The 16,449-nt window shown below is 42.6% G+C and carries 13 protein-coding genes; 10 read left to right on the top strand and 3 right to left on the bottom strand.

From position 1 onward, the window contains the following. Nucleotides 1–246 precede the first annotated feature (246 nt). From AB4140_RS05175 to fadI, 3 genes are all read right to left on the bottom strand, one after another. Nucleotides 247–435: a hypothetical protein gene (locus AB4140_RS05175; RefSeq protein ID WP_241901111.1), complete on the bottom strand. Its 189-nt coding sequence runs from the start codon at nucleotides 433–435 to the stop codon at nucleotides 247–249. Nucleotides 436–698: 263 nt separating this feature from the next. Next, nucleotides 699–2,819, bottom strand: a complete 2,121-nt coding sequence (gene fadJ, locus AB4140_RS05170) for a fatty acid oxidation complex subunit alpha FadJ (protein ID WP_102530714.1) — start codon at nucleotides 2,817–2,819, stop codon at nucleotides 699–701. Nucleotides 2,820–2,824: 5 nt separating this feature from the next. Beyond that, entirely contained in the window at nucleotides 2,825–4,135 is a 1,311-nt protein-coding gene (fadI, locus tag AB4140_RS05165) for an acetyl-CoA C-acyltransferase FadI (protein WP_076537168.1), read from the bottom strand. 400 nt (nucleotides 4,136–4,535) lie between these two features. Between fadI and AB4140_RS05160 the strand changes: the two genes are divergently transcribed. The 10 genes from AB4140_RS05160 (at nucleotide 4,536) to AB4140_RS05115 (ending at nucleotide 16,252) form a co-directional block, all read left to right on the top strand. Then, nucleotides 4,536–5,492: a MoxR family ATPase gene (locus AB4140_RS05160; protein ID WP_102437486.1), complete on the top strand. Its 957-nt coding sequence runs from the start codon at nucleotides 4,536–4,538 to the stop codon at nucleotides 5,490–5,492. An 18-nt stretch (nucleotides 5,493–5,510) separates the two neighbouring features. Continuing rightward, nucleotides 5,511–6,458 (top strand): DUF58 domain-containing protein, encoded by a 948-nt coding sequence (locus AB4140_RS05155; protein WP_241904013.1) that lies wholly within the window; start codon nucleotides 5,511–5,513, stop codon nucleotides 6,456–6,458. After that, nucleotides 6,459–7,010 carry a DUF4381 domain-containing protein gene (locus AB4140_RS05150; RefSeq protein ID WP_303461349.1) on the top strand — a complete coding sequence of 184 codons (552 nt, stop codon included), beginning with the start codon at nucleotides 6,459–6,461 and terminating at the stop codon, nucleotides 7,008–7,010. Then, nucleotides 6,998–8,002, top strand: coding sequence for a VWA domain-containing protein (locus AB4140_RS05145; protein ID WP_102475692.1), 1,005 nt, complete (start codon nucleotides 6,998–7,000; stop codon nucleotides 8,000–8,002). The genes AB4140_RS05150 and AB4140_RS05145 overlap by 13 nt, the downstream gene beginning before the upstream one ends. Beyond that, nucleotides 8,002–9,990 (top strand): VWA domain-containing protein, encoded by a 1,989-nt coding sequence (locus AB4140_RS05140; protein ID WP_372000041.1) that lies wholly within the window; start codon nucleotides 8,002–8,004, stop codon nucleotides 9,988–9,990. Before AB4140_RS05145 ends, AB4140_RS05140 begins: the two co-directional genes overlap by 1 nt. Beyond that, on the top strand, nucleotides 9,984–11,606 hold the full coding sequence (locus tag AB4140_RS05135; RefSeq protein ID WP_372000040.1) for a BatD family protein: 1,623 nt from the start codon (nucleotides 9,984–9,986) through the stop codon (nucleotides 11,604–11,606). The genes AB4140_RS05140 and AB4140_RS05135 overlap by 7 nt, the downstream gene beginning before the upstream one ends. Nucleotides 11,607–11,702: 96 nt before the next feature. After that, nucleotides 11,703–12,266: a sigma-70 family RNA polymerase sigma factor gene (locus AB4140_RS05130; RefSeq protein WP_102437495.1), complete on the top strand. Its 564-nt coding sequence runs from the start codon at nucleotides 11,703–11,705 to the stop codon at nucleotides 12,264–12,266. After that, nucleotides 12,259–12,963 (top strand): DUF3379 domain-containing protein, encoded by a 705-nt coding sequence (locus AB4140_RS05125; RefSeq protein ID WP_102437497.1) that lies wholly within the window; start codon nucleotides 12,259–12,261, stop codon nucleotides 12,961–12,963. Before AB4140_RS05130 ends, AB4140_RS05125 begins: the two co-directional genes overlap by 8 nt. A 161-nt stretch (nucleotides 12,964–13,124) precedes the next feature. Further along, the gene (gene putP / locus AB4140_RS05120; protein ID WP_372000038.1) at nucleotides 13,125–14,576 is read left to right on the top strand and encodes a sodium/proline symporter PutP; all 1,452 of its coding nucleotides are present in this window, start codon (nucleotides 13,125–13,127) and stop codon (nucleotides 14,574–14,576) included. 404 nt (nucleotides 14,577–14,980) lie between these two features. Further along, complete coding sequence (locus AB4140_RS05115) at nucleotides 14,981–16,252, top strand: OmpP1/FadL family transporter (RefSeq protein WP_372000037.1); 1,272 nt, start codon at nucleotides 14,981–14,983, stop codon at nucleotides 16,250–16,252. Nucleotides 16,253–16,449 lie beyond the last annotated feature (197 nt).

The following is a 16,449-nucleotide window of genomic DNA, read 5'->3' as shown; positions in this document are numbered from 1 at the left end:
CTAGCCAGCAGCCCTTATATTAAATACACCAATTCAAGCATCGCTTAAGGAGATAAAATTATGTTTAACTCTTTATTAAAAGCACTAGGAATTGCACAGCCGCAACGTAAGAAAGTTAAATTACCTGAAGGCCTTGAGCATCTAGAGGTCATCCCAGCTAAAGCATGGTGGAACTAAGTCTTGTAGTGATATTTTACAGGCAAAGAAAAAGGGAGCATTAGCTCCCTTTTTAATACGCGGAATTTGCTAAAAGTATTGTTGCTGTTCATTACTAACCGCTAGTTTACGGGTTAATAAATATTTATGACTGTTGAACAATGGGTAAGCCAGAGGGCCCATCAACAAACCGGCAAATGACCATCTTTTTACTGCCATACCTTGAGCAAAAGCACAATTGCCAAGATAAATCGCCGATAAGATTGAAATAATAAACACTAGAAATACCACTGAAACCTCTACAATTCATTCAGTTAACATCATTTCTTAAGCTCGTAGCATTAAGTTTTTGTGTTCAATGCTAGCTTTGGTCGCATTATAACCAAGCCAAATACTCAAAGCTATGGGGATTTTTAATTGAGCCACAGTCAAAACATTCCGCAGTGTACATAAAACAGGCAAACCTCTGCCACTTTAGAATGAAAAAGCGGCACCATGTTGCCGCTTTGTTAAATGCGTAATCCTTAAAGTCTTAGTTTAGACTAATAAAAACTCGCTCCCTCATCAGCCATTTTGACTAATCTTTCACAAGGGGCAAATCTTTCGCCATGTAATTGCTGATACTGACGTAATTTTGACACTAGATTATTGATCCCCATGGTATCCATATAACGGAAAGGACCGCCTAAGAATGGCGGAAAACCAATTCCAAAAATAGCACCGATATCACCGTCTCTTGCATTGGCAATAATGCCTTCATCTAAACAACGAACAGCTTCGTTTAGCATCTGCACAACACAACGCATAGCAATATCGCTTTCACTACCACTTAACTGATTATTAATGCCTAGTACTTGATATACACTTTCATCCACTAGCTTAGCTTTGTTTTTCTTGTTGCCGTATTGGTAAAAACCTTTGCCGTTTTTACGGCCTTTACGGTCATCTGCAAGTAACTTATCAAATGCACTTGGAGCTTCAAAGCGCTCACCCAGTTCTTTAGTTAAGATCGGCGCGATCTTAGCACCAACATCAATACCTACCTCGTCTAGCAAAGTAATAGGTCCTACAGGGAAACCAAACTTAACTAACGCTTTATCTAAAAATTCAATTTTTTGCCCTTCAAGAAGCACTTGCGCAGCTTCATTCATGTATAAGGCTAAAATACGATTTACATAAAAACCGGCTCCGTCTTGAACAACAATCGGTGTCTTACCTTGCTTACGAGCAAAGGCCACTGTCGTAGCAATGGTTTCTGGAGAGGTTTTCTTGTGCGCAATCACTTCCACTAACGGCATTTTCTCAACTGGCGAGAAATAATGCAGACCAATCACATTTTCAGGTCGACTGGCCGCTTCGGCAATTTGGCTGATTGGTAATGAAGATGTGTTAGATGCAAAGATAGTATTTTCATGACATTCACGTTCTACATCTTTCACCATTTGATGTTTTAATGCTAAATCTTCAAATACTGCTTCTACTACGATATCAGCATCTTTTACGCCGCTATATTCAGTGGTTGTCGTCATTAACGCCATTAGATTATCTCTAACTGCCGGAGTCATATGACGACGCTTAACGCCTTTGGCTAACAACTTATAAGCATAAGCCAACGCATTACTTAAGCCGGTTTCATTGATATCTTTAACACGAGCAGGAATTTTAGCTTTGGTTGTCGTCACAGAGGCTATTCCGCCACCCATTAAGCCACCACCAATAACCAGTGCCTTGTTCACTTTGCGAGGTTTGCCCCCTTCTGCACCGGTTTCTTTTTTCATTTCTGTGGTTGCAAGGAATATACTACGAAGCGCTTCTGACTCTGGTGACATAATAAGTTCAGCAAAATGACTTGCTTCAACTTCTAAGCCTTTGATCATGCCTTTATTCATACCCTGCTTAACACAATCAATGATTTTAGCAGGAGCTGGATAATTACCCTGGGTTTTCTTCATCACTTGTTTAGCGGCTTGATCAAAAATAATGTCACGAGTCGTACTGGTTGATTCAAGCAACTTGTTTAAAGCAGACTTTTTAACCACTTTAGCAGCAGACTTGCCTTTTTTTGCCATGGCAACTGCAGTCTCAAGCAAAATAGACTCTGGGACAACGTCATCAACCAAGGCTATTTTCAGTGCTTGTTTCGGACGCAGCTGCTTACCTGTTAGCATCATATCGAGCGCTGTAGTAATACCGACTTTTCTTGGTAAACGTTGGGTTCCCCCGCCACCTGGTAATAACCCAAGTTGAACTTCAGGCACACCCATAATAGTTTTCTTACTGTCGCTGCACACACGCAAATGACACGCTAGCGCTAGCTCTAATCCACCACCTAAGCAGGCACCGTTAATAGCAGCAACAACCGGTATAGTGAGGTTTTCTAATTCATTAAATACCACATGCCCTTGTTGTGATAGTTCTTTGGCAGCAGCAACACTGGTACAGGCATCTAACATGGTGATGTCAGCGCCAGCAACAAAAGAGTCAGATTTTCCTGAAATAATCACTAAACCTTTAATGCTAGCGTCAGTTTTTATCTCGGTAAGAATGTCACTAATTTCTGGGCCAAATTCTGCTTTTAAGGTGTTCATGGTTTCACCAGGAACATCCATAGTCAAAACCGCAATACCGTCTTCACGGCGTTGTAAATTAAATGTCTTTTCCATCAGAATTACTCCACTTCTACTATCATTGCAGCGCCAAGACCACCTGCTGCGCAGGCTGTGGCTAAACCGGTTCCACCACCACGGCGTTTAAGTTCACGACATACTTGAGTGATCAAACGCGTACCCGTAGCCGCAAATGGATGCCCATAAGCTAATGAACCACCTAGTACGTTAAATTTACTCATATCGATTTCACCAATCGCACGATTTTGGCCTAACTTTTCTGCAGCAAACTTTTTAGAGCCAAACATTTGCATGTTGGCTAAGGTTTGCGCTGCAAATGCTTCATGCATTTCAATTAAGGTTAAATCTTCTAACTGCATACCAGCACGCTTTAGTGCTAGCGGCGTAGCATAAGATGGCCCCATTAACATATCTTGCCAAACATCAATGGCAGTAAAGGCATAGCTCTTAATGTAACCAATAGGCTGATAACCTAATGCTTTGGCACGGCCTTCACTCATTAAGATAATTGCTGATGCGCCATCAGTTAGCGGCGTACTGTTGGCTGCGGTAACTGAACCATGTTTGCGATCAAAAGCTGGACGTAATTTCGCGTAAGACTCTAAAACTGAGTTTTCACGAATGTTGTTATCACGATCAATAAACTGCTTATAAGGAGGCACATGAGCCGTCATCACTTCATCGCGTAAATTACCTGAGTTCCAAGTTTCTGTTGCCAGAGTATGTGAGCGATGAGCCAGTGCATCTTGATCGGCGCGGCTAATTGAATAGGTCTTAGCCATTTGCTCAGCCGTTTGCCCCATTGACAAACCGGTAGAATATTCTGCAACCGCTGGCGGTACCGGCATTAAGTCTTTTAAACCCAAACGACGTGCAATGGCAAATTTTTGTTTAAAGGTACGGGCCTTATTTAAGTCCACTAGCGCATGAGCCAGCTTTTTTGACACGCCAATCGGTAAAACAGAAGATGAATCTGCGCCGCCAGCAATACCAATTTCAACATTACCAGTCATGATTGACTCAGCCACATTCACTGCCGATTGAAAACTTGTCGCACAAGCACGAGTGACACTGTAAGCATCCGTTGATACATCCATGCCAGTGCCTAATACGATTTCACGAGCAATATTTGGCGCAGCAGGCATTTGCACAACTTGACCATAAACTAATTGCTCAATGGTTTTTGGGTCTAACTCTGAGCGAGAAAGCAATTCATTAACCACCATTTTGCCCATATCTAAAGCTGAAACGCCATGAAATGCGGTGGCTTGTTTGGCAAAAGGCGTTCGTAAACCCGCTACAATTGCAATGCGCTCGCCGCGGGCATTGGTTACTTGTTGTCTATCACTCATTGTTCACCCTCTTTTAATTGTTTAGCCTTTATAGGCTTTTCAGTGAAAATCCATTTTGTCAGCGTTATCTGGTCTGACCATAAAAGTGTGATCTGATTCTAACTTTTAATTAGCAAGTTTAAAACACCCGTATGAAAATAACCTGACAATTTCCAACAAAATTAACAACCCAATTGAGATTTATATATTAAATACAGAAGGTTAAACTTTAGAGCATTAGCTTTATTAATATATTTAAGTATCGATTAAAGCTAGCTAACGCACCTTTAGTTGCAGCTAATGAACACCACGAATAAATAAAAATGAAATTCTGTTAATGCTACTAGCCAAAGGCCAATAAAATTCATTAACATAGAGTGAATTAGATAACGTTTTTTAGACAACAAATTTGAGTATCATCATGCCTTTGAGTCGATTTCATTCTTTACGCGCTTATTTAGATAATGTCATTTTGGGACAACCGGTTTTAACTGAAAATATGCTCATCGCACTTATTGCCGATGGTCATTTACTGGTTGAAGGCCCTCCAGGTTTAGCCAAAACCCGTGCAGTAAAAGCATTATGTGATGGCGTTGAAGGCGACTTTCATCGCATCCAGTTCACGCCTGATTTATTACCAGCGGATTTGACCGGCACCGATATCTATCGCGCTCAAACGGGTACCTTTGAATTTGAAGCGGGGCCGATTTTCCATAACTTAATCCTTGCCGATGAAATTAACCGCGCTCCAGCGAAGGTACAATCCGCATTACTTGAAGCCATGGCTGAAGGACAAGTGACCGTAGGTAAACACAGTTACCCGCTGCCAAAACTCTTTTTAGTGATGGCAACCCAAAACCCACTTGAAAACGAAGGGACTTACCCGCTACCTGAAGCGCAATTAGATCGCTTCTTAATGCACTTAAATTTAGATTACCCAAGTGCCGATACCGAGCGTCAGATTTTGCGTCAGTCTCGTAACGAAGCACTGACTCATCAGTTACCGACCATCGAGCCTGTGGTACAAGCAGATGTATTTTCTGCCCGTGAACAAGCGATGGAACTGTACTTAGCTGAGCCCCTTGAAAGCTATATCGTAGAAATTATTATGGCCACTCGTCAGCCAGAGCGTTATAGCCCAGAACTAGCCAAGTGGCTTGAATACGGCGTGAGTCCCCGCGCTTCAATTTCATTAGAGCGCTGCGCGCGAGCCAGAGCCTGGTTACATCAACGCGATTTTGTCTCACCTGAAGATATTCAAGCTGTGGCGCCTAATGTTTTACGCCACCGTCTACTGTTGAGTTATCAGGCACAGGCAGAAGGGATTAGTGCAGATCACGTCATAAATCATATTTTAAGCCAAGTGGCTGTACCTTAATGTTGAGTTATAGCCACTATGTCAGTAACCGCTATGTCAATTGAAAAAGAGTTGCCGCTATTTAGTAATGGCGTCAACCTTAATGAGCAAGAGCTAATAAGTTGCCAGAGTATTGCCCGTGCGATGCCTGAGAAACGTAGCCGCGCAAAAGCCAGCCTTGCAGGCCATAGAAGCAGCCTCATAAAAGGGCGTGGAATGGAATTTGCCGAAGTGCGACATTATCAAAATGGTGATGATGTGCGCACCATAGACTGGCGCGTTACGGCCAGAACTGGCAAGGCCCACACCAAATTATTTATTGAAGAACGTGAACGCCCTATTATCTTGCTGGTCGATCTAAGTCATAGCTTATTTTTTGGCTCGAGTTTGCTTTTACAGTCTCTGCAAGCCGCCCATGTCGCAGCAACACTTGGCTGGAACGCCATTAACCACGGTGACCGTTTGGGGGCATTGATTGCCAGTGAAACCGAACATGTGGAGTTAAAACCCCGCAGTCGCCGACAAGGTATTTTGCAGCTCACATCAGCATTAATCAAAGTGCATCAAAACCAGTTAAATCACTTTGATGAATTACCCCAAGATCCCCAGCATATTTTACGAGCTTGCCAGCGATTGCAACGCATCGCTAAACCCGGCTCACTGGTATGGATAATTACTGATGGCCAGCACTTTAGCCAAGAATGTTTAGCGGCACTCACCGAGCTTAAACGCCATTGTGATGTGGGTGCCTTTATTATTACAGACCCATTACGACAAGGCACATTAGCGTTACCAAAGCGATTTTCACTGCCTGTACGTGATGGTAAGCAACAACTTACCTTAACTCGCCATAGCTACGATGTGTGGTTAAATGAACAGTTAGCTCGTCAACAACAGTTTATTGAATTAATGAAAATGCTCAAAGTTCAAACCCGCTTTATCGATGCAGGTAAGAGTCTTAGCGATCAATTGGAACTATTACGTTAGATGAATGCTCCTCAAATCAATCCCGCATTAATGCAAATGGAAGATATCGTGCTGCCGCAGCCAATATCACAATTTCCCATTGCCCCCGGTTATTGGCTAGTTGCGATTATCATTATCGCGGCTGGTGTCATCACTTTCATCAAGCTGCGAAAACGTGCCAAATATCACGCCCCGAGAAAGGCCGCATTAGCGCAACTACAGCAACTTGATATAAATGACAGTCAATACCCAAGCCAGATTAATAGCTTACTAAAACGAACTGCCTTGAGTTATTTACCCAGACAGGATTTTGCACAACTTGATGGCGACCAATGGTTCAAATGGCTTGAGCTAAGGTTACCGCAAGCAGAGCAAGGCCAAATTGGCTTGTTATTAGCCAAGCGTTATCAAGCTTGTGGCTTAAATGCAGCTGAAAAGCAGCAGTTATTTAAGTTAGCCAAGTCTTGGTTAACTAAAAAAGCTCGCTTTGCGCCCCTTAATGCCATCAAAAGCATCGCTAACAGCGCAAATACTCAAGCAAATAGTCCACAGGAGGCATCATGTTCTCAATAGCATGGCCGTGGTTATTGCTTTTATTGCCATTACCTTGGCTGTTAAAACCAAAGCGCGTTTCAAAAAATAATGGCGGTCACCTGCAGCTTCCAGGTATAGCCAATGCTGATCAGGTCATATCAAGCCATGCTGACAAACCATCCCGTAAATTGTATTGGTTAATGTGGGCATGTTTATTGTGCGCACTTGTCAGGCCCCAATGGTTAGGCGAGCCTATAGAGCTGCCATCTGAAGGGCGCGACTTAATGCTGGCAGTCGATTTATCCGGCAGTATGCAAATTGAAGACATGGTTGTTGAAGGCAAAACGGTTGATAGATTGACCCTTATTAAACATGTGATTGGCGACTTTATCGAACGTCGTAATGGCGATCGCCTTGGGTTAATTTTATTTGCCGATCACGCCTATTTACAAGCGCCACTGACCCAAGATAGACGCTCGGTGGCAAAGTTTCTCGCCGATAGTCAAATTGGCCTAGTGGGCAAACAAACCGCCATTGGTGAATCAATTGCATTGGCGGTGAGACGCTTTGATAACGTTAACGACAGTAACCGAGTGCTCATTTTACTCACCGATGGTTCAAATAACGCAGGTAACATAGAACCTGAAGTGGCAGCTCGCATCGCTGCAGAGCGCAATGTCACTATTTATACCGTCGGTGTTGGCGCTGAAATACTGGAAAGACGCAGTATTTTCGGTACTGAAAAAGTAAACCCGTCAGCAGATCTTGATGAAGCGCAATTACAACAGCTTGCAGAAATGACCAATGGTCATTACTTTAGAGCCCGTAATAGCGAAGAGCTAGAAGAGATTTATCAAAAAATTGATGAATTAGAGCCAGTCAGTCGCGACCAATTAACCTACCGCCCCCAAAGCGAGTTATTTTACTGGCCATTGTTGTTAGCGTTATTAATCAGTTTAAGTATTAGTCTACGTAGTCAAATGAATTTACCTAAAAATCTGACTTCAGCCTTTTACAAGGAGGATAAATAATGAGTTTGCATTTTATCCGCCTTGAATGGCTATTGGCCTTAATTCCATTAACCATTATTGGACTATTTTTGTGGCGCCAGAGTAAAAATAACTCTGCATGGCAACACTATATTGCCCCTCACCTTGCTAGCACCCTGATCAGTGAGTCTGCACACATCAAAAAACAACCCAAATGGTTATTAATGCTGTGTTGGTTTATTGCGGTTGTGGCCATATCGGGCCCTGCCGTGAATAAACAAAGCCTACCTGTGTTCGCTAGCGAGCAAGGGCGTGTACTGGTAATGGATATGTCTTTATCCATGTATGCAACCGATCAAAAACCTAATCGACTATCCCAGGCCAAATATCGAGCCACCGATTTTTTAACCAATTTAAAAGAAGGTGAAACTGGGTTAATCGCTTTTGCGGGAGATGCATTTACTATTAGTCCGTTAACCCGTGATAGCTCTACCCTATTAAATCTGCTCCCAACCTTAAGCCCGGACATTATGCCCGTTAGAGGCTCAGATTTAGCCGCCGCCCTTACCCTTGCCCAACAGTTATTAGGTCAAGGCGGGCATATCAGCGGTGATATTATTGTGATGACCGATGGTGTTAATGCAGCCCAATATGCGCAGGCAGCAAAAGCGCTGGATGGCAGTCGATATCGAGTATCGGTGATGGCATTTGGTAGCCAACAAGGCGCAGCAATACAGCTGCCAGATGGTCAGCTCATGCGCGATAATGCCGGTGAGATCGTGGTTGATAAAACTGACTTTTCATTGCTTGATAAATTGGTTACTCCCACTGGCGGTTTAATGTTACCAGCACGGGCAGACGGCGCAGCACTGGGCCAACTCGAAGCATGGCTTGCTAATGATGGTAATGCAAAAGCCACCGAACTTGAAGGTGAAGCTTGGCAAGATTTAGGCCCTTATATTGCCCTCCTGTTGATTATTCCAGTACTGCTGAGTTTTAGGTTTACAGTACTGCCTATGGTGAGTGTCCTCACGCTAGGCTTATTGATGCAGCCAACTCCTGCTTCAGCTAATAGCTGGGATGATTTATGGCAAACCGCCGATCAACAAGCCTCAGAGCAATTTAATCAGGCTCAATCAGCAGAAGACTATTCTAAAGCTGCCGAGCAATTTGACCAGCCTCAATGGCAAGCTAGCGCCCAATATAAGGCTGGTGACTATGAAAATGCCTTAAGCGGTTTTGAGCAAGATGACTCTGCCAATGGTTTATATAATCAAGCCAATAGTTTACTGCAGCTGAATAAAATTGATGAGGCGATAAAGCGTTATAAGCAAGCATTAACTCAACAAGCAGATTTTCCTCAGGCAGAGAAAAACCTCGCTTTGGCTGAGCAAATGAAGCAGCAACAAGAGCAACAGTCGGAGCAGGATCAGCAAAGTGATGACAACCAATCATCTGACCAGAAGCCAAATGATGAGCAGTCATCAAATGATCAATCTCAAGGAGATCAATCACAGCAAGATCAATCTCAAAGTGATGAGTCTAGCTCTGAGCAATCTCAACAGCAGCAGTCTCAAAATGACCCGTCACAAGAAGAGCAATCTGCGAATGATTCTCAGCAGGATCAGCAATCTAGTGACTCTCAACAAGATGACAGCCCCAATGAGACTGACGAAAGTTCATCAGCTTCATCTCAACAAAATGAGCAACAAGCCGATAATAATGAAGCTGAAATGCAAGCTAACAGTCAAGATAACCAAGCTCAAGCTGAGCCTGAAACTGCTGAGCAACAAGACAAGACTCAACAACAAGCTCAAGCTGCTGAAACATCAGAACAACAGCCAGAATCTGAGTCTGGCACACCAGTGGCCTCATCGGCTTTATCTGAAGAGCCGCTGCCAGCAGATTTAGAAAGAGCACTTCGCGCAGTCAGTGAAGATCCACAAGTATTAATTAGAAACAAAATGCTATTGGAATATCAAAAGCGTCGTCAAAACGGCCAACTTCCTAAGGATAAACAACAGTGGTAAACAGAATCATTTTAGCCCTAGTCGCTATTCTTTTTACAGGGCAAGCACTCGCGGTCACTAACATTCAAGCAACGGTGGACCGTAACCCCGTCATGCAAGGTGAGTATTTTGTATTAAACGTCACCGCAGATGATGATGTTAATGCAGGCTCATTAGACACCTCAATATTGCTAAAAGACTTTGTTGTCGGCCGCACTAGCGTAGGACGAAGCACGCAAATCGTTAACTTCAACTCCAGTAAAGAAACCCGCTGGCAAGTATTATTATCGGCTAAAAATAGCGGCACTGTGACTATTCCTGCCTTTACTATGGAAGGTATTCAATCTAATCCCATCGAGTTAACGGTTTTAGATGCTGGCTCCCAGCCTCAGCAAATGCGCAATTTGTTTGTGGAAGGCGAAGTTAGCACTCAAGAAGCTTATGTGGGCCAATTAATTACCTATAAAGTTAAGCTATTTTTAGCTGCTGAATTACAGCGTGGTGTCATTAGCGCCCCAGAAATATCAGGTGCTGAGATCAAGCAGCTTGGCGAAGATCAAGACAGTGTTGAAGTGGTTAATGGCCGCCGTTTTCGCGTAATTGAGCGAACCTATGCCATGATTGCCGATACTCCAGGTAAACTCGCCATTAAAGGTGCGAGTTTTTCAGGTGATATTTTAGTTGAAGCACCACGACGTGGCGGCATGTTTGGCTTTAATGAAAGCCGTCCGATGCAAGCTGCTGCTGAAGATACTGAAATCATAATTAAACCCATACCTGACAGCTATCAAGGTGATTGGCTCGTCAGTGATTTATTAATCGCTAAAGAAGTGTGGCCTGAAGACAGCAGTGAATTTGAAGTGGGTAGCCCAATCACCCGCACCATTAATATCATCGCATCTAATGCTGACAGTAATAGCCTGCCTGACATTGAATTAGCTATGCCAAGTGCGCTGAAATCATATCCAGAAAAACCAGTTAGACAAACTGTACTTAGAGAAAACCATGTAGTGGCCCAGTACAGCCTTACCACGGCTATCGTGCCAACCAAAGCTGGAACATTTACCCTTCCTGAAATTACAATTCCGTGGTGGAACTCGCAGCTACGTCAGCAGCAATTTACCACCATTCCAGCAAGAACAGTGACCATTGCGGCTAATCCAGAACAAGCACCAACGCCAATTACACCTGAGGTTACAAAGCCCAGCAATAATCCTGGTTTTTGGCCTTGGTTAACACTGCTATTTGCCGCATTATGGCTTATCACAATCGCCCTGTGGTTAAACGCCCGTAAGCAAAAGTCGCTAACAGTTACCTCTGAAAATGTTGATGTTCAGTCCTCCTCTGCTCGAGTGAGCATCAAAGACATCAGCCTCGCCTGTGATAAAAATGATGTATCTCAAGTCATTACATTACTGCAGCAGCATTTTTCTACATTACTAAACAAACCAATGAACTTGGCTGATATTAGCCAGTTATCAACTGCGCTAGCTCAAGCAACTCATCAATTACAGCAGGCTAAATACAGCCAATCTTCAACATTTGTTGATAAAGCGGCTTTATTAAAAGCCATTGAGAGTTACAGTCATAATTCTGCAGTAAACTCCCCATCTGCACTGAGTTCGTTAAACCCTTAACGAATAAACTGATTGAATAGCAAGCATAATTATACTTGCTATTCATCAGTAACCTTTTAAGCTATCGAACATAATATTTTTAACAAAAAGATAAAAATGTTTGATAGCTTGCGAAATAAAAAGTCCGAACCCACGGTCATATCTGACATGTTAACTAAACAGCGACGATACGACAGCCTCGTCCGGGCACTTCACGCAGATATCTTCCGATATGCCTATTGGCTTATCGGCGATAAACATGTTGCTGAAGACGTCACTCAAGAAACCTTTTTACGTGCATGGCGTGCGCTTGACTCTTTAAAAGATGACAAAGCCGCTAAAGCATGGCTGATCACTATCTTGCGCCGAGAGAATGCCCGTCGATTTGAACGTAAGCAGTTTGACTACAGTGATGTAGAGCAAGAGTTGCTTGAAGACCAAAAGTCTTCCACTACCGAAGAGCAAACAGAGCAATATTGGCTACGTAAACAGATCGGCTTATTAGAGATTGAATATCGAGAGCCATTACTGCTGCAACTCATTGGCGGTTTTAGTGGTGAAGAAATTGCAGAGTTGCTTGAACTTAATAGAAACACCGTCATGACGCGATTATTTCGTGCCCGTAATCAATTAAAAGACGCTTTAGAGTCTCCTGAAGTTAGAGGTCAATCAAATGGATGATCTACAATTTCGTCGCCATGCCTATGACGACCCCAACAGCCAAGATGAAGATTTCTTGGCACAAATTGCTGCGTCTGAGTCTGATGCAAAGTTAGTCAGTGAATTAAAAACATTAGACAGTAAGCTTACCCATGCGCTTAATATTGATGTGCCTAATGATTTAGCAGATAAATTATTATTACGTCAGCAACTGAATAAACATCAGGAGCAAAAAAAGCATACTCGTTATTTAATGGCTATGGCTGCATCCGTGGCATTAGTCATCGGTTTAAGTTTTAGCATGTTAAAATTTGCCCCCGTTGACTTAGCTGAGCATGCGCTCGCTCATGTATACCATGAACCCAAATCAATGCTGGTTGATCAAAATGTTGGCTTTGAAGATGTTAATTTTAAACTGGCTGGTATTGGCGGTTTAGAAAACGCCAAATTCATTCAACAGCCCGGAAAAGTGTTTTATACCTCCTATTGTGACTTTCAAGGAGTTAAAAGCTTGCACTTAGTGATGGAAGGTAAAGACGGTAAAGTCACCCTCTTTATTGTCCCGGCTGAAAATAGAATGGTCACCGAAGAAACTTTTGCAGATCAACACTATCAGGGCTTGGGCTTTCAAACAGCTGGGGCATTCATGATGTTAGTTGCAGAGCAAGATACTGATTTACAGTTTGTTAAATCTGAAATAGAGCAAACCTTTATCTAGTTATAGTCACAACCTGTAACCATCTCCTATCAATTAGATAATAAGCAGTCAATGTAAACTTATTGAGTGCTTGTTATCACATCAAATTTACTTCCCAAATTGTGCACTGGCTCATACATCTGCTAGCATATGCGCCACAATAATAAAAATACGGAAGTATCATGACCATAGAAACCCCCATTCTAATCACTTTTATCGGCTACCTCGCGTTAATGATGGGGATTGGCTACTGGGCTTATCGTAAAACAGATACCGTTGACGACTATATTCTGGGTGGCCGAAAAATGGGCCCTGCTGTCACCGCCTTAAGTGTTGGTGCATCAGATATGTCAGGTTGGTTATTACTTGGCTTACCTGGTGCAGTGTATTTAGGCGGCTTAGGTGAAGCTTGGATTGGTTTTGGACTGATATTTGGTGCCTGGCTCAACTGGCTTTTTGTCGCCAAACGTTTACGTATTTACACTGAACTGGCTGACAACTCGCTGACATTACCTGACTTTTTTGAAAATCGCTTTCATGATAACCAAGGCGTATTAAAAATGGTTGCTGCGGTCACCATCTTAGTCTTTTTCACCTTTTATACCTCATCAGGTATGGTTGGCGGCGCAATATTATTTGAAAAAGTATTTGGCCTTGATTACACCTTAGCACTCATTATAGGTTCAGTAATCATCGTTTCTTACACTTTTGTAGGCGGTTTCTTTGCCGTCAGTTGGACTGACTTTTTCCAAGGCTGTTTAATGTTAGTGGCCTTACTTATTGTACCTGTAGCCATCTTCAGCCAACCTGAGACTCAAGAAAACCTGCAGCAACTTGACCCTGCCATGCTGTCGTTTGTCAGTGAAAACACCACAGTCATCGGCTTAGTGTCATTACTGGCTTGGGGTTTAGGCTATTTTGGCCAGCCACATATTCTATCTCGCTTTATGGCCATTGGCAGCGCTAAAGACAGTAAGTTATCTCGTCGCATTGCTATGAGCTGGATGGGTATTTCTCTGATTGGTGCATTGGCAACGGGTATCGCTGGTACCTTGTATTTTGCCGACACTCCCCTAGATAACCCTGAAACTGTATTTATTCACCTTGCCCATGCTGCGTTTAATCCATGGGTTGGCGGCTTGTTAATTGCAGCAATTTTATCAGCGATCATGAGCACCATTGATTCACAGCTTTTGGTTTGTTCAAGCGTAATAACTGAAGACTTTTATCGCAAATGGATTAAACCCGATGCGAGTAATAAAGAGTTAATGCTCGTGGGCCGTTTGGGGGTTATCGCCATTGCTATTGTGGCCGCAGTCATTGCACTTAATCCTGAAAGCAGTGTCCTAGGGTTAGTGAGCTACGCATGGGCAGGCTTTGGCGCAGCATTTGGCCCTGTGGTATTACTATCACTATTTTGGCAGCAATATAGTCGTAACGGCGCTGTAGCAACAATTGTTGTCGGTGCGGTGACCGTGGTGGTCTGGAAACAACTCTCTGGTGGTATTTTTGACTTGTACGAAATAGTCCCTGGATTTTTGCTCGCCTCATTGGCAGGTATCTTAGTCAGTAAGCTATTTCCTGCAAGCACAGAGACGGTGGCCTCATTCAAGGTCTTTCGCCAGTCACTTTAGTGCTTTACAAGGTTAACCCTTAGTAAACACCTGCCGACTTTTTCGTTAACAACAATTAGTCGGCTGGCTCATTTCTAGAGTAAAGATTCTAAACTCAGCGTACAGGTGTTAGCTAAAAAGCAGCCCTAGTCACAATTCTTAATTACAGCAACCTAACAAAGTTATCATTATAAAATCAAACTCAAACCACTGAAATTACAGCGTTAACTCCCACAAAGGTTTGTAAGACCTTCTCACAATTATATTTAACAGCTCAAATTATTAACAAAAATGCAACACCAAAAGTCACTGGTCGGAGTTGTATAGCTTACTTGTGTTACCTAAGATGCGCTCAAATATAAGTGGCAGTGATATGAACACATGCAGTATTCATGCATATGCGACAATAAAGATGAGCAATAATTATGACTAAATTCAACAAGACACTACTGGCAGCAGCTGTAGCTTTGGCAAGTACACAAACATTCGCAGCTGGTTTCCAACTAAACAGCCAGTCAGCAACCGGTTTAGGCCGTGCTATGGCGGGTGATGCCATCATTGCAGACAATGCTTCAGTACTAGCACGCAACCCAGCGGCGATGGCATTATTTGATAAGACAGCAATTTCGGTTGTTGGTACTTATGCTGATGTGAATGTTGAAGTGACTGATGCCATGATTGGTGATGGTTCTGGTGATGGTCAATATTTAGGCGCTATGGATAATGCAGCAGAAGGTAAGCCTATCCCGAGTTTTTATTACATCAACCCAATTAATGATAAATGGGCTTTTGGTATTGCTGCATTCAGTAACTATGGTACTGGCACTGATTTAGCCCCACTCAATTCAGGTCACGACTTTAATACTCCAATCGATTTATTGGGTAACACTGAAGTTACTACCATTAACTTCAATGCCAGTGTGTCATATCGTATCAATGATTCACTAAGCCTTGGCCTTGGTATTGATGCCATTAAAGGTATGGGCACATTAACTCGACAAGGTGATTTTACAGTTCCTGTTTTTGGTGAAATACCACTAAACCTTGTTGATATTGATGCTGATGGCTGGGGCTTTGGCGCCATTTTCGGTCTTGCTTATGAAATTAATGAAAATAACAGAATCGGCTTAAGCTATCGTAAAAGCCCGAACATGAAGGCTTCAGGTGATATTGCTTATAACCCACCATTTGCTGCTGAAAACTTTGGTGAAATTGATATTCCTTTAGCTGATATTGCTCAGCTTGCTGGTTTTCACCAGTTAACTGACAAATTTGCTATCCATTATACAGCCCAGTGGACTAACTGGAGTAATTTCGACAACATCGAGCTTACTGACGGTGAAAATGGTACAGACAGCCATATCCTCAAGCATTATAACTGGGAAAACTCTTGGTTCTTAAGTTTGGGTGCAACATACGACATCAATGATAAATGGACCGTTAGAGCGGGTATTGCCAAAGACCAAGGTGTAGTCGGTGAAGTATCATCACTTTCTATTCCTGATTCAGACCGTACTTGGTATTCAGCAGGTTTTAGCTACCACATCAATGAAAAATCAAGCATTGATTTCGGTTACACCCTAGTGGCTGGCGAGAAAGTACATGTAATTGAAACCAGTGAGCTAGTAGGTCCTGTTAGTGCTTATACTGAATCAGGTGCTAACTACTACTCTTTACAGTACAACTACACATTTTAAGCAGACTGTTACTTAAACAGACTGCATTAAACAGATTGAGTAGTTAAAACTTATTCTGTATCACTAAAACGGTTGATAATTTAAAAACCATCGATGATCCATCGGTGGTTTTTTTATATCTGCTATACTTTCATTAGATTTTTCTCATAAATAAATTGCGCTTAATACTAAAGTCCATTAGAATTTTCTCATAAACA

The sequence above is a fragment of the Shewanella sp. 10N.286.51.B2 genome (assembly GCF_041469265.1).
Classification (GTDB): domain Bacteria; phylum Pseudomonadota; class Gammaproteobacteria; order Enterobacterales; family Shewanellaceae; genus Shewanella.
Note: the sequence above shows the minus strand (reverse complement) of the source record. Positions and strands in the feature narration are given on the sequence as shown.

Coding starts and splice junctions, on each gene's coding strand:
- fadJ (WP_102530714.1), bottom strand. CDS start 2,819: ATGGAAAAGACATTTAATTTACAACGCCGTGAAGACGGTATTGCGGTT.
- fadI (WP_076537168.1), bottom strand. CDS start 4,135: ATGAGTGATAGACAACAAGTAACCAATGCCCGCGGCGAGCGCATTGCA.
- AB4140_RS05160 (WP_102437486.1), top strand. CDS start 4,536: ATGCCTTTGAGTCGATTTCATTCTTTACGCGCTTATTTAGATAATGTC.
- AB4140_RS05155 (WP_241904013.1), top strand. CDS start 5,511: ATGTCAGTAACCGCTATGTCAATTGAAAAAGAGTTGCCGCTATTTAGT.
- AB4140_RS05150 (WP_303461349.1), top strand. CDS start 6,459: ATGAATGCTCCTCAAATCAATCCCGCATTAATGCAAATGGAAGATATC.
- AB4140_RS05145 (WP_102475692.1), top strand. CDS start 6,998: ATGTTCTCAATAGCATGGCCGTGGTTATTGCTTTTATTGCCATTACCT.
- AB4140_RS05140 (WP_372000041.1), top strand. CDS start 8,002: ATGAGTTTGCATTTTATCCGCCTTGAATGGCTATTGGCCTTAATTCCA.
- AB4140_RS05130 (WP_102437495.1), top strand. CDS start 11,703: ATGTTTGATAGCTTGCGAAATAAAAAGTCCGAACCCACGGTCATATCT.
- AB4140_RS05125 (WP_102437497.1), top strand. CDS start 12,259: ATGGATGATCTACAATTTCGTCGCCATGCCTATGACGACCCCAACAGC.
- putP (WP_372000038.1), top strand. CDS start 13,125: ATGACCATAGAAACCCCCATTCTAATCACTTTTATCGGCTACCTCGCG.
- AB4140_RS05115 (WP_372000037.1), top strand. CDS start 14,981: ATGACTAAATTCAACAAGACACTACTGGCAGCAGCTGTAGCTTTGGCA.